The sequence below is a fragment of the Corynebacterium tuberculostearicum SK141 genome, assembly GCF_000175635.1.
In the GTDB taxonomy this organism is placed as follows: Bacteria; Actinomycetota; Actinomycetes; order Mycobacteriales; family Mycobacteriaceae; genus Corynebacterium; species Corynebacterium tuberculostearicum_C.
The window spans coordinates 20,691-43,874 of sequence record NZ_ACVP01000020.1 but is presented as its reverse complement, the minus strand read 5'-3'; the positions used below and the strand labels follow the sequence as shown (position 1 = coordinate 43,874).

The window sequence follows — 23,184 nt, the reverse complement described above, 5'->3', positions numbered from 1 at the left end:
GTGCTCCCCGCGTAAGCGGGGATGAGCCCCGAGCCGACAAACTCGACGACGAAAGCGGCCTGTGCTCCCCGCGTAAGCGGGGATGAGCCGTCGATGCTGGTGGCATCGAGTAGGGGGACGTAGTGCTCCCCGCGTAAGCGGGGATGAGCCCCACCCCGTGTATGCGCTGCTGTGGCTACTGAAGTGCTCCCCGCGTAAGCGGGGATGAGCCGGAAACACTATGTTGTTTGATATGCGGGGCGAGGTGCTCCCCGCGTAAGCGGCGATGAGCCCTTGCACTACCGGAAACCGCGCCGTTGCCAGCCGTGCTCCCCGCGTAAGCGGGGATGAGCCCCCACTAAAGCGGACATATTTAGTAGAACTGACGTGCTCCCCGCGTAAGCGGGGATGAGCCCGTGTGGGTGGACGCTGGCAACCGTGAAGTTGTGTGCTCCCCGCGTAAGCGGGGATGAGCCCCGCACCCACTACAGGCCGCGCGCCGTCCAGCCGTGCTCCCCGTGTAAGCGGGGATGAGCCCCTGACTGAGTTTCAGGCTGCCTCCTCCGTGGCGTGCTCCCCGCGTAAGCGGGGATGAGCCGTTCGGGGTGCCTACGGCCGTCCACTCGAACTCGTGCTCCCCACGTAAGCGGGGATGAGCCCACCACCCGCAGCGGTCTTAATCTTGCTCAACCGTGCTCTCCGCGTAAGCGGGGATGAGCCGATTGATGACGAGCCCAAAATCACGAGTGAACTGTGCTCCCCGCGTAAGCTGGGATGGCCCCTTGACTGGATTCAAGCGGAATGCCCACCCACTGTGCTCCCCAGGTAAGCGGGGAATTTTCCCTGTGGAGTCACAGGTTCGGGGCCTCGCTTTTCGAGCCTAGAGACTAATCAAGGTCGAATGTTTGGCGTCCGATTTCGTCTTGGCTAAAGGCTCCAGAAGCAATGAGCTCTACCGGAGTGGTCAGGTCATCGAGTTCGTAAGCTACTGCACCAGGCACTGTCCCGCCCTCTTTGATCTGCTCAAGCTGCTCATCGGAAATTTCAGGATCGAAGTAAGCACCGACGTTGAGTTCGTTCACCTTATTAGGATCATTGTCCTGAACCGCGGTGAAATAGGAGACAAAGTCAGAGGCCGTTAAGTTTTCGTTCGTCTTGTTGGTGATGTTGTACTCAAAAACGAGAATAGGCTTTTCACTCGCTTCGTTGCCTGGTTCACCCGGTTTTAGTAGACGGTGATTAGTAATCTCAATCTTGGCGGCTGGAACATCGAGGACTCCATCGCTAAAGGTTTGGCTGAAGTCGGTGCTTTTTAGCTCATTTACAGTCGTTGGATCATCCTTTAGCTTCTTCATGTGAGTGGTAAATTCTTCGTCATCGATGGCAACCTTGAAAGTCAGGGAGCCGTCCTCAAATTTGAAGTCCTTTTTCTCTGCAGAGGTAGCCATCCACTCCGAGTCAGTGGCAACAACATCGCGATCAGAAGTAATAGTTTCACCGGCTGCCGCGCCTTGGGCATCAAAGGAACCAATCCAATAAATCATGCGATTGTCACCGTTATCTAAAACCCATTCCACGGTAATGACGTCATCGGTAACGCTGGCTTCCATCCAGCCATCCTCACTAGCGCTGTCGTCTTGCTTCCAAGTACCGATGATGGACTTTGAATCATTTTGTGTATCGGATCGCGAGTCCTTGGAGTCCTTCGACTGCGGTGTGCTGTCGCTGCTATCTGAGCATGCGGTGAGCGTAAGTGCAGAGATGAGAATGAGAGAAGAGAATACTTTGCGCATAAATCACTTTTACCCTCTGGGGGTATGAAGCGAACAAAAGTGCCAAGACTTGTGGGGGCAAATTGGTCTTTAGCCCCGCATTGGCTACTCTTTTGAGAGCGGAACTTCGCCTTAGTGGTGTGTGATCCGCGTGGGGCTATAGCTCAGTCGGTTAGAGCTACGGACTCATAATCCGTTGGTCCCGGGTTCGAGCCCCGGTGGCCCCACGGTGAGAGGGAGGCGTCGGCAAGCAAGGCCGGCGCCTTCTGTGGTGCCTGGCTGCGCATATGGGTGTGCTAATTGCGCGGTGGCGGGCGGTGAAGTCTAATAGCCATATGGTTGAAGTGGATCCGCTCATTGAATCTCTCTACCGCTGGTCCGATATCAGCGGCGTGCTGCTGATGGGAATCATCGGCGGCACCATGGCGCGCAAGCGCGGCTATGACATCATCGGCTTTTTCTTCATCGCGATGTTTTCTTCCCTGGGTGGCGGCATGGTGCGCGACGTCCTCATCAACCGCGGCACCGTGGCGGCCATGAGCCAGCCGGAGTACCTCTACCTGGCTTTTGCCGGCGCGCTCATTGCCCGCTTTGTCTACTTCAAGGGCAAGACCTGGGATTATCTTCAAGCGCATGGCGACGCCGTCGTGTCCGGCCTCTGGGCCGCCACCGGCGCAGTTAAGGCAATTACCTATGGGCTGCCGCTTATCCCGTGCATCATGATGGGCGTGTTTACCGCCACCGGCGGATCCATGATTCGTGACATCGTCATGGGGCGCGAGCCTAGCGTCTTTGGCGATAACCAGCCGACGGTCATCCCAGCCGTGGCCTGCGCAATCATCGTCTTGGTGGGCCACCACTATGACATGATGGCCGTGGGCATGATCATCGGACCGCTGGTCTCCATCTTCTTGGCGCTGCTGGGCATTTGGGCCGGCTGGCGCGTGCCGGCCTACCAGGAATGGGCGCCACTTAATGACACCGCGGCGCAGGTAAAGGTGCTGGCCAAGAAGGCCGAGAATAAGAGCCGTGCGGTGGGCCGCCGCTTGGAGCCGCACCGCGTGCGCTCGTGGCGCCACCGCCAGATGGAGGCCGCACTGCAGCGCCGTATTGAAAAGGAAGTGCGCTCCGGCAAGCGGCGCAAGGAAGCGGCCGCGGAGGCCAGCGAGTTTATGGAGTCGTTTGAATCGGACGTCGATCAGCTCAGCGTCCAGGCCACCGAGGCCGAGAACACCGACTTTGGCGTGGACCTAAGCGGTGACTCCTATGAGGCGGAAGAGCAGGCCTCCCACGAGGAATCCCAGCGCCTGCTGGATACCATTTTGGAAGATGACAAGCTTACCGATGAGCTCATTGACCGCCTCATGAAGCGTTATAACTCTCGCGACTAGGTCTGTGGGTTCGGGCGCGGCGGCCTAGTTCGCGGAGGCCTCGCGGGAAACGGCTTAGCGCCCCACCGCACCGCAGACCTGCGGATCCGTGATGTAGCCCTGTTCGCAGCCATGTTGGGTCTGGATTTCTCCGGAGCTTTTATTCCGGTTGCCGTTGGCGTCATTGCCATAGCCGCACAGGTAGGCCGGGCAATCCGCGCTCGGGCCGCCGTTATTGGCTTGGCCCTGCTGCGGTGCCTGTTGCTGCGGCGCCGGCTGGACCGGCGGCTGATTATTGGATTCCTTGCACAGCCCGGCAAACTCCACCCAGGTGCCGTCCGCGCACTGGTATCCCGCGGTGTTGGCCTGCTGCTGGTTATTCGTTGCCGGCTCCGGAGTTTCCGTGCGTGGCTCGCGCTCCTGCGGAGTTTCTGTCGTGGTTTCTTCCGTGGTCGATTCCTCGGTGCTTGTTTCGGTGGTGCTGGTTTCGGAGGCGGTCTCCGTGACGGTTTCCTTCACCGTGGAGATGGTGGTGGCGGTGTCATCGCTGCCGCCGCAGCCGGTGGTAAAGAGGGCGAGGGAAAAGAAGGGGATAAGGAATGATTTCTTCATGCCCCACAGAGTAGCCAAGCCCGGCCGAGCTCGCAGGAGTTTGCGCAGGGCATAGGGGGTGCGCGCCGGAAGAGGCGGCGTTTGCACGGTTGCTGGCAGTCAACTGGCATCCAGTTTTCAGGCAGGCGGCCTACTCTAGGGGCATGAATCTGAAGTATTACTTCTACGAGCTGTGGAGCCTTTTTGTTGACCATGGCTTGCCGCTTATCGCGCTATTGCTGATAGGCATTTTGATCCCGCGCATCGGCAGGCTGGCCATCCGCATTATGGAGCGCCGCCTCGATGAGGACGAAGAAGCCACCAAGGCGCGCCTGGCGCTGACCGGTGCGCTGGTCTACATCGTGCAGGCAGCGGCGTACTTCCTCATCATCTGGGCCGCGCTGACTAATCTCGGCGTGCCAGCGGTGGGCGCTGCGGTGCCGGCGACGATAGTCTCGGCCGCCGTGGGCTTTGGCGCCCAGTCCATCATTGCGGACTTTCTCTCCGGCTTCTTCATCCTTTCGGAAAAGCAATTTGGCGTGGGCGATTACGTCAGCTTCGATGGCGTGACCGACGTGGAAGGCACCGTGGTGATGCTGACCCTGCGCACCACCAAGGTGCGCACGCCCACCGGCGAGCTGGTGACCGTGCCCAATAGCTCGGCCGGTGCGGTCACCAACTACTCCCAGGAGTGGTCGCGCGCCGTGGTCAACTTTGACGTGCCGGTGCAAGAAGGCGAGACCCTGCCAGAAATCACGCGCCGGGTGTGCACGATTTCCGAGCAAGCCATCCAGGAACCGTCCATCGCCGTGGATGTCAATGGCGAGCTCGAGGTGCTGCCGGCCACCCAGTTGGTTGCCCCGCAGGCCGCCGGACAGTCGTGGCACGTGACCTACCGCGTGTTGGTTACCGTAAACCCCGCCCGCCAGTGGGCGGTGGAGCGTGCCATTCGCTCCGCACTGCTTTCCGAGTTCTGGGATCACTACAACGTGACTGACTTGGACGAAATCCAGCGCCCGCTTCTTCCGGTGGGTGACAATGCCGCGGCCCAAGAATCCGTTAAGGATGCCTCCGCGGCAGGGGAGGGCTCGCGCCCCGATTCCCAGCCGAAACACCCGTCGCCCGAGGCGGATGGCCCAGATAGCGACGGACCTGGAAAGCCCGCGCTACCGGATGAGGAGGACCAAGAGCCTGAGCCCACCCAAGGCATCTGGCGCGCGCTGGAGACCAATACCAAGTTCCAGAAGATCGCCACCATTGGCGGCCGTGTCCGCGCCTCTACCACGGGCCTCATCCTGGCTCTGCTCGTCGTCGGCGCCCTGGCCCTGGCCTCAAGCAATCCCGAAAACGGCGATGCGGGCTGGCTTTCGCCCGAGCACTGGCGCGATAGCGGCGCGGCGGCCTCTTCCTCGCAGCTTTCCGACGCCCCCTCCACCAACCCCACCCCCGAATCCACCGAGACCGGTACGCAGTACGAGCCGACGGAGGACAGCACTGCTCCCACGGAGACCGCCAACCCGCAAGGCTCTAATGGCGCTGGCGCTACCGATTCGCCTGCCGGCGGCCGGGGCCAGGAAACTGGCGCCACGGGCAATGCCTCGCCCGCCCCGAGCGCCGCCAACGGCGGGACCGATTCCGGCAACGGGGCCGGCACTGCGCCCACTGCCGGAAGTGATGCCGGCGACGGCACCCAAGCGTCCGGAACCGCCGGTAGCACCGGCCAAGAGATCCCGGCAGAGCCGCGCTAGTAGGGCTGGCCTTCTACAGTAAGTCGGTCCGTCCAGCGCTCATTATTGGGCGAGGTAAAGCTGGCATACACGCTGGTGTCATTATCCTTTTGGCAATGGTGAAATAGTGCAGCCCGGCTGCGTGTTGCACTGGGCATGACTTCACTTTTCGAACCACTGGAACTTGGCCGATTCAAGCTAGATAACCGCGTCACCATGGCGGCACTAACCCGCCAGCGTGCAGGCGAAAGCGGTGTACCTACCGAGCTGCACCAGAAGTACTACTCGCAGCGCGCCACGGCTGGTCTGGTGGTTACGGAGGGAACCTTCCCGGCGTGGACCAACCGCGCATTCCCGGGCCAGGCGGGCATTGCGACCGACGAGCAGGCAGAAGGCTGGCGCGCCGTCGCAGACCGCGTGCACGAGGAAGGCGGCACCCTGTTCATGCAGATCATGCACGGCGGCCGCACCAGCCACCCGGACCTGATTGACGGTGCGAACCCGGAGGCGCCGAGCGCCTTTGACTGGGGCGGAACCGTGCGTGGCTTCGCTGGCAAGATGGATGCGCCGGTCCCGCGCGAGCTGAAGACGGAAGAGCTGCCGCGCATCGTGGACGAATTCCGCCAGGGCGCGCGCCGGGCTATTGATGCTGGTGTCGACGGCGTGGAGATCCACGGCGCCAACGGCTACCTGCTGCACGAGTTCATGGCGCCGTCTGCCAATAAGCGCGAAGATGAATTTGGCGGCAGCCCGGAAAATCGCTGGCGCCTGCCAGAGATGGTCATTCGCGCCGTGGCGGAGGAAATCGGTGCCGACCGCGTGGGCGTGCGTTTCTCCCCGGCACACAATGTCCAGGGTGTAATTGAAGACGATCAGGAAGATATGCTGGCCACCTACGGCGGCCTGCTCGATGCCCTGGCACCGCTGAACCTGGCTTATGTGTCCCTGCTACACAGTGAGCCGGAAAGCGAGCTCATCGCCACGCTGGCACAGAAGGCACGCGCAAACGGCGTGACCAAGGTGCTCATGAATGATGGCTTCCCCACGATGACCTCCAAGGAGGATGCCCAGCGCGAAATCGAGCTGGATTACGTGGATGCCGCAGTAGTAGGCCGCGAGCTCATCGCCAACCCGGACCTGGTGCGCCGCTGGCGCGAGGGCCTTGAGCTTAACGAGCCGGACCAGGATACGTTCTACCTGGGCGGCGAGCGCGGCTACATCGACTATGAGTATGCCGCGGACTAGGGAAGAATCCGCGGCACCAAAGGGGGCCCGAAAGGCGGGCGAGTGATAGGTAGTGAAATTCCCCAGAGAGGGTCTTTCACTATCTCTATCGAAGGTGTACTACTCGTTCGTTAACATCGAGTACCTGTCATGTGACAGAACTTACAACTATTTGCTGTAGCCCTCACCCGGGCGCCAGGTCATGGTCACGGCCTCGCGCACCGGGGACTTGGCGGTGAGCAGGTTATCTACGCGCAACCAGTGCATTTCCGCCGAATCCGGGCGCACGGTGACAAAGCTGTAGCCGTGGTGGTCCAAATCCACGTGGCGGGTGTGCGGGTTGGCGCCCATCAAGTAGCGCTCGGCCAGCTTGGACAGTTCATTGCCCTCCGGCAGCTTCAACTGCTCGTTCACGTTGGGCGCAGACACGGAGGCGCAGACCATCTCGGCGCCGAAGATGCGGCCATCCTTGCTGATATTGTGCGCCCACTCGGAGTGGATATCGCCGGTGACAAAGAGGGTGTGGGAGTCGTGCTTTGAGAGGGCGTCGATAAGCAAGCGGCGCTCCGCCGAGTAACCATCCCACTGGTCGCCGTTGACCGGAATGCCGGTGATATTGGAGGACAGCGAGGAAGAAACCGGCTTGGTCTTGTCATCTTGTTGCAGGGTAGCCAGGTTCATGGGGGAGAACATGACGGAATTGCCCAGCATATTCCACTTGGCAGAAGAGGTCTCAATCTTATTGAGCAGCCAGTTGTACTGCTCAGAGCCAAGCATCGTGCGGCCCTCTGCAGCCATCTTGCGCGGGCCAAAGCGCACCTGCTCATCGCGGTAGGTGCGCAGATCCATCATGGTTAGCTCCACCAGATCGCCGAAGGTCAGGCTGCGGTAGAGGTGGCCCTGCTCGGATGGGTTGGTCGCGCGCACCGGCATCCATTCGAAGTAGGCCTGCATCGCGGCCTTGCGGCGGTCTAGGAAGGCGCCCTCCTCGCCCTCGGTGTGGTTCTCCGCGCCCTCGCGCCAGTTATCGTTGGCCACCTCGTGGTCATCCCACACCACAACCCATGGCAGCGCGCCGTGTGCGGCCTGCAGGTTCTCATCGGTGCGGTAGCGGCCGAAGCGGATGCGGTAATCCTCCAGCGAGATAATCTCGTGCGCCGGGTGGTGCAGGCGCACCGGGCCATAGCCGGCGTATTCGCGCTGCGGATACTCGTAGATATAGTCGCCCAAGAAAATCATGTAATCCAGCTGGTCCGCGCGGCCGCGCTGGGCAATATCGCCATAGGCATTGAAGAAACCGGACTCCCAGTTAGCGCAGCTAGCCACGCCGAAGGTGAGCTCCTCTGGGGAGGCGCTCAGCGCCGGGGCGGTCTTGGTGCGGCCGACGGGCGAGTATTTATCCTGCGCCTTAAAACGGAAGAAGTACACGGTCTCCGGCTCTAGGCCATGCGGATCCACGTGCACGGTGTGATCCTGGCCGGCGTCGGTGGTCACTTCGCCCCGCTTGACGACGTCCCCAAACCCCTCATCCTTGGCAATTTCCCACTCCACCCGGGTGGCCTCGCCTAGTCCGGATCCCGGCATGGCATCGGCATCCGGGGTCACGCGGGTCCACAAGATGACCGAATCCGGAATCGGGTCACCCGAGGCCACACCGTGGAGGAAGGGTCGCTCGCCCAGCTTGGGCTCCACCATGTGCTGCTCCACGCGCGGCGAGAGGCTGCTTTGGGCATTGGCGGCTGCACCGGACAGAGCGATGGCGGCACCGGCGGTACCGGTGGATTGCAGGAAGCGGCGGCGGTTAACTGCGCTGCCCGTGTTCTTAGAATTATTAGACATGGTTGAAAGTTTTCTCATGTCTAGTGGGTGTGCAACCGTTTCCTGTCCGATTCCATAAAATGTTCTTGTTGTTTTAACCGATGGTTTACTTGGGCGGCCTCCTGTGGGACTGACGCGTCTGGCGGTTGGGCGGTTTCGAGGGGTCTTTCGCCGGCTTCGGTGGCTTAGGTCCAGTTTGATCGGGCTGATTTGAGGCCTTTAGGGCTGAATTGAGGGGTCCATTCGCTCAGATCGGCCCGATCACCTTGGACCTAAGGTGTGCGGGGCCCTGTAGACCTAAGGTATGTGGGATTCGTGAACCCAAGGCGTACGCGGGCCCAGTAGGCCTAAGGGGCGACCGGCTCAAAAAGGCGCGCCCACAGCGGTCCAGTGCTTCCGAATGAGGCTCAGTAGGCTGGTGAGTATGAGTGAATTTAGCCAAATTAGCCAGTGGCCCGCGGATACGGTGGCCGGAGCCTTGCTGCACCGCGGCGAGGTGCAAGAAACGGTGGGGGATACCGCCCGCGAGTTTCCGGTGGCATCGGTAACCAAGCTGGTCGCAGCCTACGGCGTGATGCTGGCCGTGGAAGAAGGCGCCGTGGAGCTTGAGCAGCCAGCCGGCCCGGAAGGCTCCACGCTCGAGCACCTGCTTGCGCATGCCTCTGGGATTTCCTTTGATTCCCGGGAGTCGCAAAAGCCGGTGGGCGAGCGCCGCATCTACTCCTCGGCCGGTTATGAGTGGGCCGCGGATACCGTGGCCGAAGCCACGGGCATGGACTTTGCCGAGTACCTGCGTGAAGGCATATTGGCCCCGCTGGGCATGGAGTCCACCCGGCTCGAAGGCTCGGCCGGCCACGGTTTGGTCTCCACAGTGGAGGACCTCGCGGCCTTTGCTACGGAAGTCCAGGACCCACAGCTTTTGCACCCATCCACCGTGGCCGACATGCGCCGCGTGCATTTCGACGGGTTGCGCGGCATTGTTCCGGGCTACGGCAGCTTCAAAGACTGCACCTGGGGCCTAGGCTTTGAAATCCACGGCGACAAAGATCACTGGATGGGCGCCCTGCCTGCCGACGCCGTCGGTCACTTCGGCATGTCCGGCACCTACCTCTGGGTCGCCGGCGACTATGCCATGGTCGCGCTCACAAACCGCGACTTTGGCGAATGGTGCAAGCCGCTCTGGCACGATACGAATACCGCCATCTGGAACTCTTTGTAATCTGCCCGCTTTGGTGGAGCGAGCGCCTTCCACTGGGGGAAGTGGTGCGGTGGAAGGCTCCCCCGCGGGGCGGGGAGAAGTCGGGGAATTTCGTGCGAGAAGGGGCCATCCGGCGCAGGAGACCGGCGCGAGCGCACGGGCGGCGGTTGCGTGAGATTCTAGTTGCGCGTTCTCGTGCGTGAGCAGGGCTTCTGTTTCCTTCCGTCAAGAAGGGGCAGAATTTTCTCAGCAAACTCCAAATTTCACATTTGTAACATTGGTTTCACCTGCAACTTTGGCCCCAGTCTGTACCTAGGGTTGAGGTTTAGCGAATGGGGGTTGAAGTGAAAGTTGAGGGTTGTAGGGAGGGGTGTGACGCAGGAAAATTGTGAGCAGACGCATCAGACAGTTCGTTGGGGAAGACGAAGCTCGTCTTGCATCGCGCCGGGCCGGCAGGCCTCGTGCGGTGGTGATCTATGTCGAGGGAGAATCGGCTATGAATACGTGCGTTAACCCTGCGCCGGTTGAACAGCCGGCCTCCACCTCCACGTGGCCCTCCGTCAACGGCGGCGCCACCGTGGTCACCGGTGTGCTCAAGATTTCCGGGATGCCGCGCACGCTGCGCTCGGAGATTGAACACGCCATGGATCGGTGCATCCGTACCGAGTCGGAATTTATCATTCCGGGCGATGACCCACTGACCGCTCAGTGGTGCACTCGTTGGTTCCGGGATGGGCTTTCCGTAGCGGCGCTTGCCCAAGGCGGCAACGCCTGCGCCAACGCAGGCAGCGGTATCGGCTGTCACCAGGTGCTTACCGGCACCCGCGAGGAGCTGGACGCGCTTGATTGCGTCGTGCGCTACCTCGCGCAGCGCCACGGCTTTAGTGCTGCCGTGCGCCTGCCGTAGAAGGCACGAAAGGGGTTGGACCAGCTGCTGCTGGCCAACCCCTTTGCTTCTGCCGCCGGGTGGTGCGCTCGGCTATGGACTATTCCGCCTCTGCGAAAGGATCCAGGATCCTGTCTGGCAGCTCTGCCACGGATTTCAGCACGGCCGACGGGCGGTACGGGTAGCGGGAAATCTCGTGGTCATCGGAAATGCCGGAACGTACCAGTACCGTGCGCATACCGGCCTCAAGGCCCGCCTTCACATCGGTATCCATGCGGTCACCAATCATGATCGTCTCCTCCGAGTGGGCGCCGATATTATTCAGCGCCGAACGCATCATGACCGGATTTGGCTTGCCCACGTAATAAGGCTCGCGGTTGGTGGCGGCGGTAATGAGCGCAGCTACGGCGCCGGTAGCTGGAAGTACGCCCGTGGGGGCGGGGCCGGTGACATCCGGGTTGGTGGCAATAAAACGCGCACCATCGCGGATGAGGTTAATGGCGGTGGTAATCGCCTCAAAGGAGTAAGTGCGGGTCTCGCCAAGTACAACGAAGTCCGGGTCATCGTTGGTGAGGATCCAGCCCGCCTCGTGCATGGCGGTGGTCAGGCCGGATTCGCCCACTACGTAGGCCTTGCTGGAGCTTACCTGGCTGGAAAGAAAGTTCGCGGTAGCGGTAGCGGAGGTCCAGATGCGCTCTGCAGGGATATCCAGGCCGGTATTACGCAGGCGTGCAGATAGGTCCCGCGGGGTAGACATGGAGTTATTGGTGAGCACCATGTACTCGATGTCATTGTCTTTGAGTGCCTGGATAAATTTATCGGCACCAGGGATCATCTCACCTTCTTTGATGAGTACGCCGTCCATGTCTGATAGGTAAGAAATCATTGGTGATCCTCCACATACTCGGCGATATCGCCGATGGTTTCGCTGTTGAGCATCGTCTCCTCAGAAAAACGCACCTGGAAAGCCTCTTCCGCGCGAACGGTAAGCTCCACCAGATCGAGCGACTCCACGCCGATATCCTTCAGGCGGGTCTCGCGGCCCAAGTCTTCCTCGATCCCGGTGACCTTGTGGATGAGTGCGATGAGCTGGCCGAGAGTATCGCGCTCCGGCTCCTTGTCCGGCGCACTCGCATTAAACTTTGCCTGCAATTGGGCACTGAGGTCGTTTGCCATGCCCACCAGTCTAGTATTGATCCCGTTATGGCATTGAGAAAACGTTCTTCCGTTGTGGCGCGTAGTTGGCTCAAGCGCCTGCGCCCCTCACACCGCGCCGAGCTGGAAAAGCTCTATGGCGGATTGCATGATCCCTCTACCGAGCCGGGGCTTACCCACATCAGCGCGTCCGGCACCGTGGACCACGATGGCTTAGACATCGCCTGGTACGAAGTTGGCCAAGAGGACGCCCCAGTGACGGTGGTCTTCATTCACGGCTATTGCCTGTCTTCAGAGGCCTATTATGACCAGGCCAATTACCTGCGCGGCCGCAACGCGCGCGCACTGTTGGTGGACCTGCGTGGGCATGGGCAATCCTCCACGGTCGCCCCAGAAGAGTGCACCATTGACGCGGCTGCCGACGACGTCCTAGCCGTCATCCGCGAGCGTGCTCCCCACGGCAATCTGGTCATCGTGGGCCATTCCCTGGGCGGCATGGTTGCCTTGAACCTCATCCGTCGTGCGCCGGCCGAGGTTTATGAGCGCATCAAGGGCGCTCTGCTGATTTCTACCTCTATGCGCCGCTTTGCGGCCAAGGGCGTGGCCCAGATCTTGCAGTCCAAGTCCCTGCACGCGCTCTACCGCCTGTGCCTGCGCCTACCTGGCCGCGTCGATAGTGCCCGCTTCGAAGCTGCCCGCTTTATTGCCCCGCTTTTTGCCGTGACCCTAGCCGGCTTTCCCCAGATGGAGAAGCTGCAATTCCACGTTGCCATGCTTCTCGATACCCCCTTGGCCTCCTACTCCGGTTTCTTCGACGACCTTTTGGATCACGCCGAGTATGGTGCCGCAGAACGACTGGCCAAACTCCACGGTGAGGTAGTGGTGGGCACCGCCGATATCGTCACCCCGCGTTCGCAATCCGAAGTGCTCTGTGAGAATTGGCCCGCCGCGAGCCTGCAGACGGTAGAAGGCTCCGGACATATGGTGATTCTCGAAGACCCTGAAGCCATCTCCGCGGCGCTCGGCCGCGTTCTCGACGCGGTGTAGGCAGGCTTCTCGAAGGAGCCTCTCGAGGCACGAAAAAGGCGCCGCGGCGGTAAAGCCGGCGGCGCCTTTTATTTGCGCGTGGCGCGGGGGCTAGCCCGCACCAATGCGGGGATTAGTCCTCGATGTGGGTGGTAGCGGTCGGATCATCCAGCTTGAGATCCTTGGCTGCCTTCTCCACAACGGAGCGCTCAATCTTGCCCTCGCGAGCCAGGCCATCGAGTACGGCGACGACGATGGACTCGGCATCGATGTTGAAGTAGCGGCGTGCGCCCTCGCGAGTATCGGAGAAGCCGAAGCCATCCGCACCCAAGGTGATGTAGGTACCTGGGACGTACGGACGGATCTGCTCCTGCAGCTCGGTGGTGAAGTCAGAGACGCCAACGAACGGACCCTCGTAGCCCTTGAGCTGGGAGGTAGCAAATGCCTCGGTCGGCTCCTCGCCCTTGCGCAGGGCCTCCTTGTTGCGGCGGGCACCGTCGCGGGCCAGCTCGTTCCAGGAGGTGACGGAGAAGATGGAGGCCTTGACATCGAAGTCGTCGGCAAGCAGCTGCTGCGCGCGCAGCGCCTCGTGCACGCCCACGCCGGAAGCCAAGATATTGGCGGCAATGGAGCCGCCCTCAGCGGTGTTGTAGTGGTAGATGCCCTTGTGCAGGCCCTCCACGTCCAAGTCCTCCGGCTCGGCAGGCTGGTGCACCGGCTCGTTGTAGACGGTGAGGTAGTACATGATGGCCTCGTTGTCCTTGCCGTACATGCGCTCAATGCCGCGGGTGACCAGGTGCGCAACCTCGTAGCCGAAGGCCGGGTCATAAGAAACCACGGCCGGGTTGGTAGCGGCCAAGACCGGGGAGTGGCCGTCCATGTGCTGCAGGCCCTCACCGGTCAGGGTGGTGCGGCCGGCGGTAGCGCCGATAATGAAGCCGCGGCCCATCTGGTCACCGGCCGCCCAGAAGGCATCGCCGGTGCGCTGGAAACCGAACATCGAGTAGAAGATGTACAGCGGAATCATGGCCTCGCCCTGGGTGGCGTAGGACGTAGCTGCCGCGGTGAAGGAGGCAGCGGCGCCGGCCTCAGAAATTCCCTCGTGCATGATCTGGCCGTCGGTGGCCTCGCGGTAGGAAAGCATCAGGTCATGGTCAACCGGGACGTAGTTCTGGCCGCGCGGGTTCCAAATCTTCATGGTGGGGAACCAGGAGTCCATACCAAAGGTGCGGGCCTCGTCCGGAATGATCGGCACAACGCGCTTGCCCAGCTCCTTGTTGCGCATGATCTCCTTAAAGGTGCGCACCAGGGCCATGGTGGTAGCTACTTCCTGCTTGCCGGAACCCTTACGCACGGAGCGCAGCTTATCCAGCGCCGGCGCCTCGAGCGGGGTGAAGTCCTCACGGCGCTCCGGCAGGAAGCCGCCGAGCTCTTTACGACGCTCCAGCATGTACTTGATCTCCGGGGAATCCTTGCCCGGGTGGTAGTACGGCGGCAGGTATGGATCCTTTTCCAGCTCCGCATCGGAGAACGGAATCTCCTGCTTATCGCGGAAGCGCTTCAGGTCATCCAGGGTCAGCTTCTTCATCTGGTGGGTGGCGTTGCGGCCCTCGAAGTTGTGGCCCAAGCCGTAGCCCTTAATGGTGTGCGCCAGGATGACGGTTGGCTTGCCGGTGCCCTTGTTCTCCAGCGCGCGAGCGTAGGCGGCGTAGACCTTGCGGTAATCGTGGCCGCCGCGGCGCAGTGCCCAAATCTCATCATCGGACATGTCCTCTACCAGCTTGGCCGTGCGCTCATCGCGGCCGAAGAAGTGCTCACGTACATAGGCGCCATCGTTGGCCTTGAAGGTCTGGTAGTCACCATCGGAGGTGGTGTTCATGACGTTGACCAGGGCACCCTCGGTGTCCTTTTCCAGCAGCTTATCCCAGCCGCGGCCCCAAATGACCTTGATGACCTCCCAGCCGGCGCCGCGGAAGAAGGACTCCAGCTCCTGGATGATCTGGGTATTGCCGCGAACCGGGCCGTCGAGGCGCTGCAGGTTGCAGTTGACCACGAAGGTGAGGTTATCCAGCTCGTAGAGGGATGCGATCTGCAGCAGACCGCGGGATTCTGGCTCGTCCATCTCGCCATCGCCCAAGAAAGCCCAGACGTGCTGGTTGGAGGTGTCCTTGATGCCGCGGGTCTCCAGGTACTTATTAAAGCGTGCCTGGTAGATAGCGTTAATCGGGCCCAAGCCCATGGACACGGTGGGGAATTCCCAGAACCATGGCATCAGGCGCGGGTGCGGGTAGGACGGCAGGCCCTCTCCCTCACCGCGGGAGACCTCTTGGCGGAAGCTATCCAGATCCTTTTCGGTCAGGCGGCCTTCCATGTATGCGCGCGCATACATGCCTGGGGAAGCGTGGCCCTGGAAGAAGACCTGGTCGCCGCCCGAAGGATCGTCCTTGCCCTTGAAGAAGTGGTTCAGGCCGACCTCATACAGCGGGGCAGCGCCTGCGTAGGTGGAGATGTGGCCGCCCACACCAATGCCCGGGCGCTGTGCGCGGTGCACCATGATGGCTGCGTTCCAGCGGATCCAGCGGCGGTAGCGCTTTTCCAGCTCCTCATCACCCGGGAATTCCGGCTCCATGGTGGTGGGGATGGTGTTGACGAAGTCCGTAGACGTCAACGATGGCATCTCAACACGCTTCGCAGTGGCGCGCTCGAGCAGGCGCAGCATCAGGTAGCGGGCGCGCTCCGGATCGGAGTGGTCCAGCAGACCATCGAGGGAGTCCATCCACTCGCGGGTCTCTTCTGGATCATTATCGTGAAGATACGATGCAACGCCGTCGCGGATGAGGGGGAAGTTGGAGTCGCCCTGGTGGGCGTCCTTCTCGGCCATTTAAACCTCCTATTTAAGGGTCTGCACAGTTTGCTTACTAGGATACGCGCTCACAGATCCACAGTCGTTGTGAAGTCCGACTTAAGGGGACGTGCGGTACGTTACATCGCCATAACCAGTATCTTTGTAAATTTCGGTGGGGTAAAAGAGGGTAGTTTGCTAACTCTGTGGAGCCAGCTGCGCTGGCGGCAGGGCCTGCAAAATGGGGGAATTGCGGCCCTTAGGCGGGTAAAAGGGGCCGGTGGGCGTTAAAATACTTCTATTAAGCCGCGATTTACCCGCAGGATGCGGGCGATACGCGGACCAGACATTCACTAAATTAGGAAGGAAATGCATAGTGGCTGACGCTGCAGTCAAGCTCGGAATCAAGGAAGGGCAGATCGCCCTGGAGCTTGGTTGGGACGAGGATTGCGATACCGCAATCTCTGAATCGATCGAGGCCGTGCTCGGCGACGACTTCTTGGAAGAAGAAAATGACGAGCTGTGCGATGTAGTCCTTCTTTGGTGGCGCGAAGAAGATGGCGACCTTGTGGATGGACTGGTGGATGCGAGCCGCCCGCTGGCCGATAACGGCGCAGTCTGGCTGCTTACTCCGGGCGCCGGCAAGCCGGGAACCGTCGAGCCTGGGCTCATCTCTGAGTCCGCTCAGCTGGCAGGCCTGGTGCAGACCAAGGCGGAGCGCCTAGGGGAGTGGCAAGGCTCGTGCTTGGTGCAGCGCGGCTACACCAAGAAGTAGGGCTTTACCTGCCGATTTGTGTTGCTTTAGCAACCTGCGCTACTGTTTCTAACAGCGCAAGAGCGCATGCGGCTTTAGCTCAGCTGGAAGAGCAATTGGTTTACACCCAATAGGTCGGGGGTTCGATCCCCTCAGGCCGCACAAGACAGACCGCCTCCCGGATTCGGTTCCGGGAAGCGGTCTTTTTGCGTTGGTGGGCTTAGGCGGTAAGGCCTCGAGAGCCAACTTGTGGCCACGTTATGCCCCAAGAGGAGAGGGCATTACGCATTAACGTGGCTATTCCTTGGGGCCTAGGCGGATGTTCAGGCAACGCGGGCTAGGTGGCCTAGGCAGGCCGGGGCCCTAGTAGCGCTCGCGGCGGCGCTTGTTCAGCTTGGCGTAGTGATCTGGTTTGGAGTCGCCGTAGCGCGAGCGATTGCGGCGGCTAGCGGCGTGCGAGGAGGACGCGGCGGGAACGGCCGTGGCGGTATCGGTGGCGTCGTCAGTGGCCGCGTGGGCGTCGCGCTGGGTGGTCGCAGGGGACGGGGTTTCTACGGGCGCGGAGCCTGCAACGGAGGCGTCGGCGGGCTCGGATGGGGTAGAGGCATCGGCGTCGAGGGCGGCGAGGGCCTCTTCCTCCTCGCGCAGGCGGCGGCGCTCACGGATTTCGGACCACACGAAGTAGCCCAAGCCCAGCGGGGCCATGATGCCGAAGGCAATCCACTGGTAGCCGTAGGAGAGGTGGTTGCCGCGGTCGAGCTGCGGGATAGGCATGGGGTTGAGCACGCCGGGCTGGTCGGCGGAGAGTTGGATGTAGTCGTGGGCCAAGGGGGCGTCGATAAGCGAGGCAATCTGCTCCGTATGGATGGAGTAGACCTGCTGGTAGCCCTCCCGCTTAATGGGGGCGGACTGGTGCTCGGCCTCGTCGGCGCGGATCATGCCGGTGAGAGTGGTCTCGCCCGAGGGAGCATCAGGGATATCCGGCACGGCGTTGGCCTCGCCGGCCTTGACCCAGCCGCGGTTGACCAAGATGGTCAGGCCAGAATCGGTGCGGAAGGGAACCAGAGATTGGTAGGACGGACCGGAATCGACCGGGCGCAGGCGCAGCAGCACCTCGTCCTGCGGCAGGTATCGGCCGTGCAGGGTGGCACGGGACCACTCATCGTCCTTGATGGCGCCGTTATCATCCACGAGGTCTTCCACCGGCTGGGGATCGGCCTCATAGGCGTGGGTGATGAGCTCGTTGCGTTCCACAATGTCATCGTCCTTGCCCAGCTGCCACGGGGCAAGGACGGTAAAAGCAAGGTAGGAAAAAGCCACGACGAACAGCAGCAGTAGAACCCAACCCGGCTTAAGGAACGTCTTTAGCATGGGGCCTAGTCTAGTCGCGGTTAGCGCGAATCCAATCCAGCAGGCCAGGCACGGCGGCCTCGATATTCTTGCGTGTGGTTTCAAAATCCGCTGCGGAACCGTAATAGGGGTCTGCCACGTCCGCGTCCTCCGGGGAGTTGGGATCGAAGCTGCGCATCAAGCGAATCTTGGCCGGGTCGATGCCGTGCTCAATGAGGGCCTCGCGGTGGCCTTTGTCCATGGCGATGAAGAGATCAGCATCCATATGCTCTGCCCCTAGCTTGGACGCGCGGTGGGAACCGCCATCGTGGCCGCCGCGGCGCAGTTCGGCAACTGCGCGTTCGTCCGCGCCCTGGCCCACATGCCAGCCGCCCAGGCCGCAGGAATCTACGGTGGCGACGAGGTCGAGCATCTCCTTTTCCATTTCATCGCGCACGATGATTTCTGCCATGGGGGAGCGGCAGATATTTCCGGTGCAAACAAAAACGAGGTAAAGGCCGGAGCGGGTATCGGTCTCGGTCATGCGGAAAACCCCTTCGCGCGAATAGTACTGTGGTGCGGAAGATAGGATATAGCAGTAGTAACTATTCCATGAAACGAGCATAAAGGAGCACCTCCATGTCCGCTGTGAGCGTGGGCGATGTCCGCCGCGTACTCGATGAGGCCTACCCGCCGCACCTGGCGGAAACGTGGGATGCCGTGGGGCTTATCTGCGGGGATCCGGCCGCGGAGGTAAAGCGGGTGGCTTTCGCTTTGGACTGCACCCAAGCGGTGGCCGAGCGCGCGGTGGAGCTCGGCGCGGACATGCTCGTGGTTCACCACCCGTTGTTGCTGCGCGGGGTGGAGTCCGTGGCGGCCGATACGCCCAAGGGCAAGGTAGTGCACACGCTGGTCAGCAATGGCGTTGCCCTCTTTGCGGCCCACACCAACGCGGATAAAGCGCGGCCGGGCGTCAACGACAAGCTCGCGGAGCTGGTAGGCATCAACCCCGGCCGGCCCATCGTGCCGGAGCCGCAGGGCGTGGATAAGTGGGGCGTGCACGTGCCGGTCGCCACGGTTGAGGAGGTAAAGCAGGCGCTTTTCGACGCCGGCGCGGGCCACATCGGTGCCTACTCCCACTGCTCCTTCGATATCGCCGGCACGGGCCAATTCCGGCCGGAGGAGGGCGCTGACCCCACCGAGGGCGAGATCGGCGCGCTGCACCGCGGCGAGGAAATCCGCGTCGAGTTCGTCGCCCCGGCCGCACTTCGCTCCTCCTTGTTGAAGGCCCTGCACGCCGCCCACCCGTATGAGGTGCCGGCCTATGACATCACGGAAACCGCCGGCCACCAGGATCTGGACAAGGCGCTCGGCCTGGGGCGTGTGGGAGAGCTGCCGCAGGAGATGACCCTGCGTGAGTTCACCCAGCAGGTGGCCAACGCCCTGCCGGAGACCGCCTGGGGTATCCGCGCCGCCGGCGATCCGGACCAGAAGGTGCGCACGGTGGCCGTGTCTTCCGGTTCGGGAGATTCCTTCCTCTCCGCGGCCGCGAAGCTAGGCGTGGACGTGTACGTTACCTCGGATCTGCGCCACCACCCGGTGGATGAGCACCTGCGCGCCGGCGGCCCGGCCGTCATCGATACCGCCCACTGGGCCAGCGAATTTCCGTGGACGGCCCAGGCGCGCGATATCGTAGAGGATGCTTTAGAACTGGATACGGAAATTATTAGCCTGCGCACCGACCCGTGGACTATCTCTGCGCACCCAAAGGAGTCATAAGTGAAACTATCGCAAGAACTACAGCCGGTACTGCTGGAGCTGGCCAACCTGGAACGCTCGCAGGGCCATGGCGCTGAGAAGGAAATCCCGGAACAAGCCGAATATGACAAGGCCAAGGAGGAGCACAAGCGCCTGCTCGATGCCTCCGGTTCTGCGCAGATGGCCGTCGATGACATGGAGACCGAAATCCTGCGTATCCAGGCCGATGAGCGCAAGCTGCGCCAGCGCGAGCGCGATGATAAGCGCCAGCTCGGCGCCGCAGTAGACCCAGAAACCCGCAAGGATCTGGAGCACGATCTCTACGCCGCCAAGTCCCGCATCGCAGACCTCATGAGCGAGCTGCAGGAGGCGCATAACGAGGTGCACGCGCTGCGTTCCAATCTGGACGTCCACGGTGCGCGCGTTTCTGATTCCGAACGCAAACTGGAAAAGCTGCGCCGTGCGGCCGAGGCGGCTAAGGAAGCGGCCGCCAATCAAGAGGATCCGGCCGTGCGCATCGGCGAGCTGCGCGATCAGCTGCCCGCTGGAGTGCTCAGCGAGTACGATACCCAGCGCGAGGAAAATGGCGTAGGTGCCGCCCAGTTCAAGGCCAATCGCGCCTGCGGCGGCTGCTTCATTGTCTTGCCGCCGGCCGAGCAAAACGCCGTGCGCAATGCCCCGGCCGATGAGCTGCCGCAGTGCGGCGATTGCGGCTCCTACCTGGTGCGCCTGGTCTAATGAAGGTCATCATCTACGCCGATGGCGGCTCCCGCGGCAACCCCGGAGTAGCCGGTTCCGGCACCGTTATCTATGACGGCAGCGGGCAGCGCATCCTGCGCGAAATTGTCTACGTGGTAGGTACCAAGTCCACTAATAACGTCGCTGAGTACAACGGCCTGCTGCGCGGCCTTGAAGCCGCCACCGAGATGGGCGCTACCGAGGTGGAATTCCACATGGACTCCAAGCTGGTAGTGGAACAAATCAACGGCCGCTGGAAGATCAAGCACCCCGATATGCAGAAGCTGGCCCTGCGCGCCCGCGAATACATCAACGGCTTTTCTTCTTTCAGCCTGGACTGGGTGCCGCGCGCCAAGAACAAGGTGGCAGACGCCCTGTCCAATGACGCCATGGATGCCGCGGCCGCCGGGCACCCGGAAGGCATCGTGGCCGGCGAGGAAGACTCCGAGCCAGCACCGGCCGGGGAGCAGGACACCACCGCGCCGCACCCCACCGATTGGCTGGGGGACCGTGGACCTACCACCCGCTTTATCTTGCTTCGCCACGGGCAGACGGAGATGTCGGCCGCCAAGCAGTACTCCGGCCGCGCCAATCCGGGGCTTACGGAGCTTGGCCAAAAGCAGGCGCTCGCCGCTGCGCAGGCGCTTGCCGACGCCGACTTTGACGCCATCGTCTGCTCGCCCCTGCGCCGCTGCCAAGAGACCGCGGCGGCCGTGGCCAATGGCCGCGATATCGAGGTAGAGACCGTCGACGGCCTCATCGAGGTGGACTTCGGTGCGTGGGAAGGCAAGACCGCGGCCGAGGCCCACCAGCGCGATCCGGAACTTCACGACGAATGGCTGCACGATGCGAGCGTCGCCTGTCCGGGCGGTGAATCGCTGCAGGCGGTCAACCGCCGCGTGCGCACCACCCGCAAGGAGCTCCAAGAGCGCTTCGCAGGAAAGACCGTGCTGGTGGTCAGCCACGTCAACCCAATTAAGTCCTTCATCCGCCAGGCGCTAGATGCCGGCCCAGCCACCTTTGGGCACCTCTTCTTAGACCTGGCTGCCATTTCGCGGGTGGAATTTTGGGAAGGCGGCTCTATGGTGCACGGATTTAACGATGTGGGCCACCTGGCGGGCCTGCGCTAGAATAAGGAACGCGAATGAGCCGGCCGGGTGATCGCGTCGCTTCAAACGGGCAGCCACGTGCTGCCGCGTGGGCGCCGAGGAAAGTCCGGACTCCACAGAGCACGGTGGTTGCTAACGGCAACCCGGGGAAACCCGCGGGCAAGTGCAACAGAAAGTAGACCGCCTTGTACCTCCACTTGGTTTCGGCCAAGTTGGAGCCACAAGGTAAGGGTGAAACGGTGCGTTAAGAGCGCACCAGCACCGTCAGCGATGGCGGTGGCTGGGCAAACCCCACCGGGAGCAAGGCATCACGGCCCCGCCACGTTGCGGGGCCCGATCAGGCGTTTTAAGGCTGCTCGCTCGAGCCTGAAGGTAGCTGCTGGAACCAACTGGCAACGGTTGGTCTAGATGGATGTTCACCGCGCGGTACTTCTCAGGGAGTGCCGCGGTTAGACAGAATCCGGCTTATAGGCCGACTCATTCGCCCTACTACGTTTATGGTGGTGGGCATGAAGCTCTATGCCGCCCCGCTCGATTTCCGCGCCATTGCCACAGAATTTTCGGTGGCCACCGATTTTCCGGCCGAGGTCACTGCCCAGGCCGCCCGCGCGCAGGACCGATACGCCGACTCGCGCCGCGACGCCCGCGAAATTCCCTTCGTGACCCTGGATCCCGCCGGCTCCATGGACTTGGATCAGGCGGTCTACATCGAAGAACGCGAGGGCGGCTACCGCGTCTTTTATGCTATCGCGGACGTTGCTGCTTTCATCGAGCCCGGCAGCGAGTTAGAGCGCGAATCCTTCCGCCGCGGCCAGACCATTTATCTTCCCGATGAACCCGCGCGCCTGCACCCACCGGAGCTTTCCGAGGACCGAGCCTCGCTGCTGCCTGGCACCGATAAGCCGGCCGTGTTGTGGACCTTTGACTTGGATGGCAACGGTGAGGTGGAGTCCTTCCACGTCGAGCGCGCGCTGATTTACTCCCAGGCCCGCCTGGATTATGAGGGCGCGCATGCGGACCTCGCGGCCGGCAACCTCCACCCATCCATCGCGCTGCTGCCGGTGGTCGGCCGGCTGCGCCAGGAATCCTCCCTGCGCCGCCAGGCCATTTCCTTGCGCCTGCCCTCCCAGCGCGTGGTGGAAAATGAGGACGGTACCTTTGAGCTCATCATCGAGCCGCGCTATGAGGTCATGGACTTTAACTCCGAAATTTCGCTGCTCGCCGGCATGTGCGCTGGGCGCCTCATGCAGGAAGCTGGCGTGGGCTTCTTGCGCACCCTGCCCGCGGCCGAGCCGGAGCACGAGCGCCAATTTCGCGCCGAGGCGCAGGCCCTAGGCTTTGCGCTTGGCGACGCCCCCATTCCCCAATTCCTCCTCACCGTCGACGCCGATTCCCCGCGCGGCATGGCCGTCATGCGCGAGGCCCAGAGCCTGCTGAGGGGCGCCGACTATGCCTGGCTAGGCGAGCAGGAGGCGCAGGTACATGCCGGTATTGGTGGCTACTATGCCCACGTCACCGCGCCGCTGCGGCGCCTTTCCGATAGGTTCGCCACGGAAGTATGCCTAGCACTATGCGGCGGTTATGAGGTTCCCGAGTGGGTGACAGGCAGCGCTACGGAGGTCATCGGGGCGATGCGTTCGACCTCGCAGCTCGCCTCCCAAGTGGATAAGGCCTGCCTGAACCTGACTGAGGCCACCGTGTTGCGACCTTGGCTCGGGACCAATTTCTCAGCCACCGTGGTCCGCGGCGATGCGAAGCGGGAGAAGGCACGGATTTTCATACCGGAGCCACCCGTCTTCGCCCAATGCGTGGGCGCACCGGAAACCGGCAGTGAGACCACTGTCTCGCTGGTGACGTCGGATACCGATTCGCGCGAGGTTCTCTTTGCGTGGCCGGCCGACTAGCCGG

20 protein-coding genes, 2 tRNA genes, 1 other RNA gene and 1 CRISPR repeat array (1 of these 24 cut by a window edge) are annotated in these 23,184 nt (G+C 62.1%); of the genes, 14 read left to right on the top strand and 9 right to left on the bottom strand.

The window, feature by feature from the left end; all coding sequences use genetic code 11:
• Positions 1-760: a CRISPR direct-repeat array (repeat unit 28 nt; unit sequence GTGCTCCCCGCGTAAGCGGGGATGAGCC); it reaches 732 nt to the left of the window's first position.
• Between the two features lie 106 nt (positions 761-866).
• Positions 867-1,772 carry a DUF5067 domain-containing protein gene (locus CORTU0001_RS05975; RefSeq protein WP_005328188.1) on the bottom strand — a complete coding sequence of 302 codons (906 nt, stop codon included), beginning with the start codon at positions 1,770-1,772 and terminating at the stop codon, positions 867-869.
• 132 nt (positions 1,773-1,904) lie between these two features.
• On the opposite strand from CORTU0001_RS05975, the gene CORTU0001_RS05970 reads away from it, so the two are divergent.
• Positions 1,905-1,978: transfer RNA gene (locus CORTU0001_RS05970), tRNA-Ile, on the top strand.
• A gap of 108 nt (positions 1,979-2,086) precedes the next feature.
• On the top strand, positions 2,087-3,142 hold the full coding sequence (locus tag CORTU0001_RS05965; RefSeq protein ID WP_005328187.1) for a trimeric intracellular cation channel family protein: 1,056 nt from the start codon (positions 2,087-2,089) through the stop codon (positions 3,140-3,142).
• Between the two features lie 54 nt (positions 3,143-3,196).
• Here the strand turns inward: CORTU0001_RS05965 and CORTU0001_RS05960 are convergent, their stop codons facing one another.
• On the bottom strand, positions 3,197-3,733 hold the full coding sequence (locus CORTU0001_RS05960) for a hypothetical protein (RefSeq protein WP_234447274.1): 537 nt from the start codon (positions 3,731-3,733) through the stop codon (positions 3,197-3,199).
• A 143-nt stretch (positions 3,734-3,876) separates the two neighbouring features.
• On the opposite strand from CORTU0001_RS05960, the gene CORTU0001_RS05955 reads away from it, so the two are divergent.
• Positions 3,877-5,460, top strand: coding sequence for a mechanosensitive ion channel family protein (locus CORTU0001_RS05955; protein ID WP_005328179.1), 1,584 nt, complete (start codon positions 3,877-3,879; stop codon positions 5,458-5,460).
• On the opposite strand, the gene CORTU0001_RS11715 is transcribed toward CORTU0001_RS05955, so the two are convergent.
• Entirely contained in the window at positions 5,457-5,597 is a 141-nt protein-coding gene (locus CORTU0001_RS11715; RefSeq protein ID WP_157749118.1) for a hypothetical protein, read from the bottom strand. The genes CORTU0001_RS05955 and CORTU0001_RS11715 overlap by 4 nt on opposite strands.
• On the opposite strand from CORTU0001_RS11715, the gene CORTU0001_RS05950 reads away from it, so the two are divergent.
• Positions 5,596-6,684, top strand: a complete 1,089-nt coding sequence (locus CORTU0001_RS05950; protein WP_005328177.1) for an alkene reductase — start codon at positions 5,596-5,598, stop codon at positions 6,682-6,684. The genes CORTU0001_RS11715 and CORTU0001_RS05950 overlap by 2 nt on opposite strands.
• A gap of 147 nt (positions 6,685-6,831) precedes the next feature.
• On the opposite strand, the gene CORTU0001_RS05945 is transcribed toward CORTU0001_RS05950, so the two are convergent.
• Positions 6,832-8,502 (bottom strand): alkaline phosphatase D family protein, encoded by a 1,671-nt coding sequence (locus tag CORTU0001_RS05945; RefSeq protein WP_005328176.1) that lies wholly within the window; start codon positions 8,500-8,502, stop codon positions 6,832-6,834.
• Between the two features lie 403 nt (positions 8,503-8,905).
• Between CORTU0001_RS05945 and CORTU0001_RS05940 the strand changes: the two genes are divergently transcribed.
• Both CORTU0001_RS05940 and CORTU0001_RS05935 read left to right on the top strand, forming a co-directional pair.
• The gene (locus CORTU0001_RS05940; RefSeq protein ID WP_005328174.1) at positions 8,906-9,700 is read left to right on the top strand and encodes a serine hydrolase domain-containing protein; all 795 of its coding nucleotides are present in this window, start codon (positions 8,906-8,908) and stop codon (positions 9,698-9,700) included.
• Positions 9,701-10,175: 475 nt separating this feature from the next.
• Positions 10,176-10,586: a hypothetical protein gene (locus CORTU0001_RS05935; protein WP_005328172.1), complete on the top strand. Its 411-nt coding sequence runs from the start codon at positions 10,176-10,178 to the stop codon at positions 10,584-10,586.
• A gap of 79 nt (positions 10,587-10,665) precedes the next feature.
• On the opposite strand, the gene CORTU0001_RS05930 is transcribed toward CORTU0001_RS05935, so the two are convergent.
• Together CORTU0001_RS05930 and CORTU0001_RS05925 are read right to left on the bottom strand one after the other, a co-directional pair.
• Complete coding sequence (locus CORTU0001_RS05930; RefSeq protein ID WP_005324369.1) at positions 10,666-11,451, bottom strand: HAD-IIA family hydrolase; 786 nt, start codon at positions 11,449-11,451, stop codon at positions 10,666-10,668.
• Positions 11,448-11,741, bottom strand: a complete 294-nt coding sequence (locus tag CORTU0001_RS05925) for an acyl carrier protein (protein WP_034668319.1) — start codon at positions 11,739-11,741, stop codon at positions 11,448-11,450. The genes CORTU0001_RS05930 and CORTU0001_RS05925 overlap by 4 nt, the downstream gene beginning before the upstream one ends.
• A gap of 27 nt (positions 11,742-11,768) precedes the next feature.
• On the opposite strand from CORTU0001_RS05925, the gene CORTU0001_RS05920 reads away from it, so the two are divergent.
• Positions 11,769-12,767, top strand: a complete 999-nt coding sequence (locus CORTU0001_RS05920; protein WP_005328167.1) for an alpha/beta fold hydrolase — start codon at positions 11,769-11,771, stop codon at positions 12,765-12,767.
• 112 nt (positions 12,768-12,879) lie between these two features.
• On the opposite strand, the gene aceE is transcribed toward CORTU0001_RS05920, so the two are convergent.
• Positions 12,880-15,627 carry a pyruvate dehydrogenase (acetyl-transferring), homodimeric type gene (gene aceE / locus CORTU0001_RS05915; RefSeq protein ID WP_005328165.1) on the bottom strand — a complete coding sequence of 916 codons (2,748 nt, stop codon included), beginning with the start codon at positions 15,625-15,627 and terminating at the stop codon, positions 12,880-12,882.
• A 337-nt stretch (positions 15,628-15,964) separates the two neighbouring features.
• On the opposite strand from aceE, the gene CORTU0001_RS05910 reads away from it, so the two are divergent.
• Positions 15,965-16,363 carry a DUF3052 domain-containing protein gene (locus CORTU0001_RS05910; RefSeq protein WP_005324380.1) on the top strand — a complete coding sequence of 133 codons (399 nt, stop codon included), beginning with the start codon at positions 15,965-15,967 and terminating at the stop codon, positions 16,361-16,363.
• Positions 16,364-16,431: 68 nt separating this feature from the next.
• Positions 16,432-16,504 (top strand) — tRNA-Val (locus CORTU0001_RS05905).
• Positions 16,505-16,705: 201 nt separating this feature from the next.
• On the opposite strand, the gene CORTU0001_RS05900 is transcribed toward CORTU0001_RS05905, so the two are convergent.
• Positions 16,706-17,713, bottom strand: coding sequence for an SURF1 family cytochrome oxidase biogenesis protein (locus CORTU0001_RS05900; RefSeq protein WP_005328164.1), 1,008 nt, complete (start codon positions 17,711-17,713; stop codon positions 16,706-16,708).
• Positions 17,714-17,723: 10 nt separating this feature from the next.
• Positions 17,724-18,215: a low molecular weight protein-tyrosine-phosphatase gene (locus tag CORTU0001_RS05895; protein WP_034668318.1), complete on the bottom strand. Its 492-nt coding sequence runs from the start codon at positions 18,213-18,215 to the stop codon at positions 17,724-17,726.
• A gap of 95 nt (positions 18,216-18,310) precedes the next feature.
• Between CORTU0001_RS05895 and CORTU0001_RS05890 the strand changes: the two genes are divergently transcribed.
• The 5 genes from CORTU0001_RS05890 (at position 18,311) to CORTU0001_RS05875 (ending at position 23,180) form a co-directional block, all read left to right on the top strand.
• A complete protein-coding gene (locus CORTU0001_RS05890) occupies positions 18,311-19,450 on the top strand; it encodes a Nif3-like dinuclear metal center hexameric protein (RefSeq protein ID WP_005328160.1) in 1,140 nt (379 codons plus the stop codon).
• Positions 19,451-20,167, top strand: a complete 717-nt coding sequence (locus tag CORTU0001_RS05885) for a zinc ribbon domain-containing protein (protein WP_005324390.1) — start codon at positions 19,451-19,453, stop codon at positions 20,165-20,167. It begins immediately after the preceding gene.
• Entirely contained in the window at positions 20,167-21,297 is a 1,131-nt protein-coding gene (locus CORTU0001_RS05880; RefSeq protein WP_005328159.1) for a bifunctional RNase H/acid phosphatase, read from the top strand. The genes CORTU0001_RS05885 and CORTU0001_RS05880 overlap by 1 nt, the downstream gene beginning before the upstream one ends.
• Positions 21,298-21,312: 15 nt before the next feature.
• An RNA gene (gene rnpB / locus CORTU0001_RS11285) (RNase P RNA component class A) lies at positions 21,313-21,760 on the top strand.
• Between the two features lie 25 nt (positions 21,761-21,785).
• The gene (locus CORTU0001_RS05875; RefSeq protein WP_034668316.1) at positions 21,786-23,180 is read left to right on the top strand and encodes an RNB domain-containing ribonuclease; all 1,395 of its coding nucleotides are present in this window, start codon (positions 21,786-21,788) and stop codon (positions 23,178-23,180) included.
• Positions 23,181-23,184: the final 4 nt, after the last annotated feature.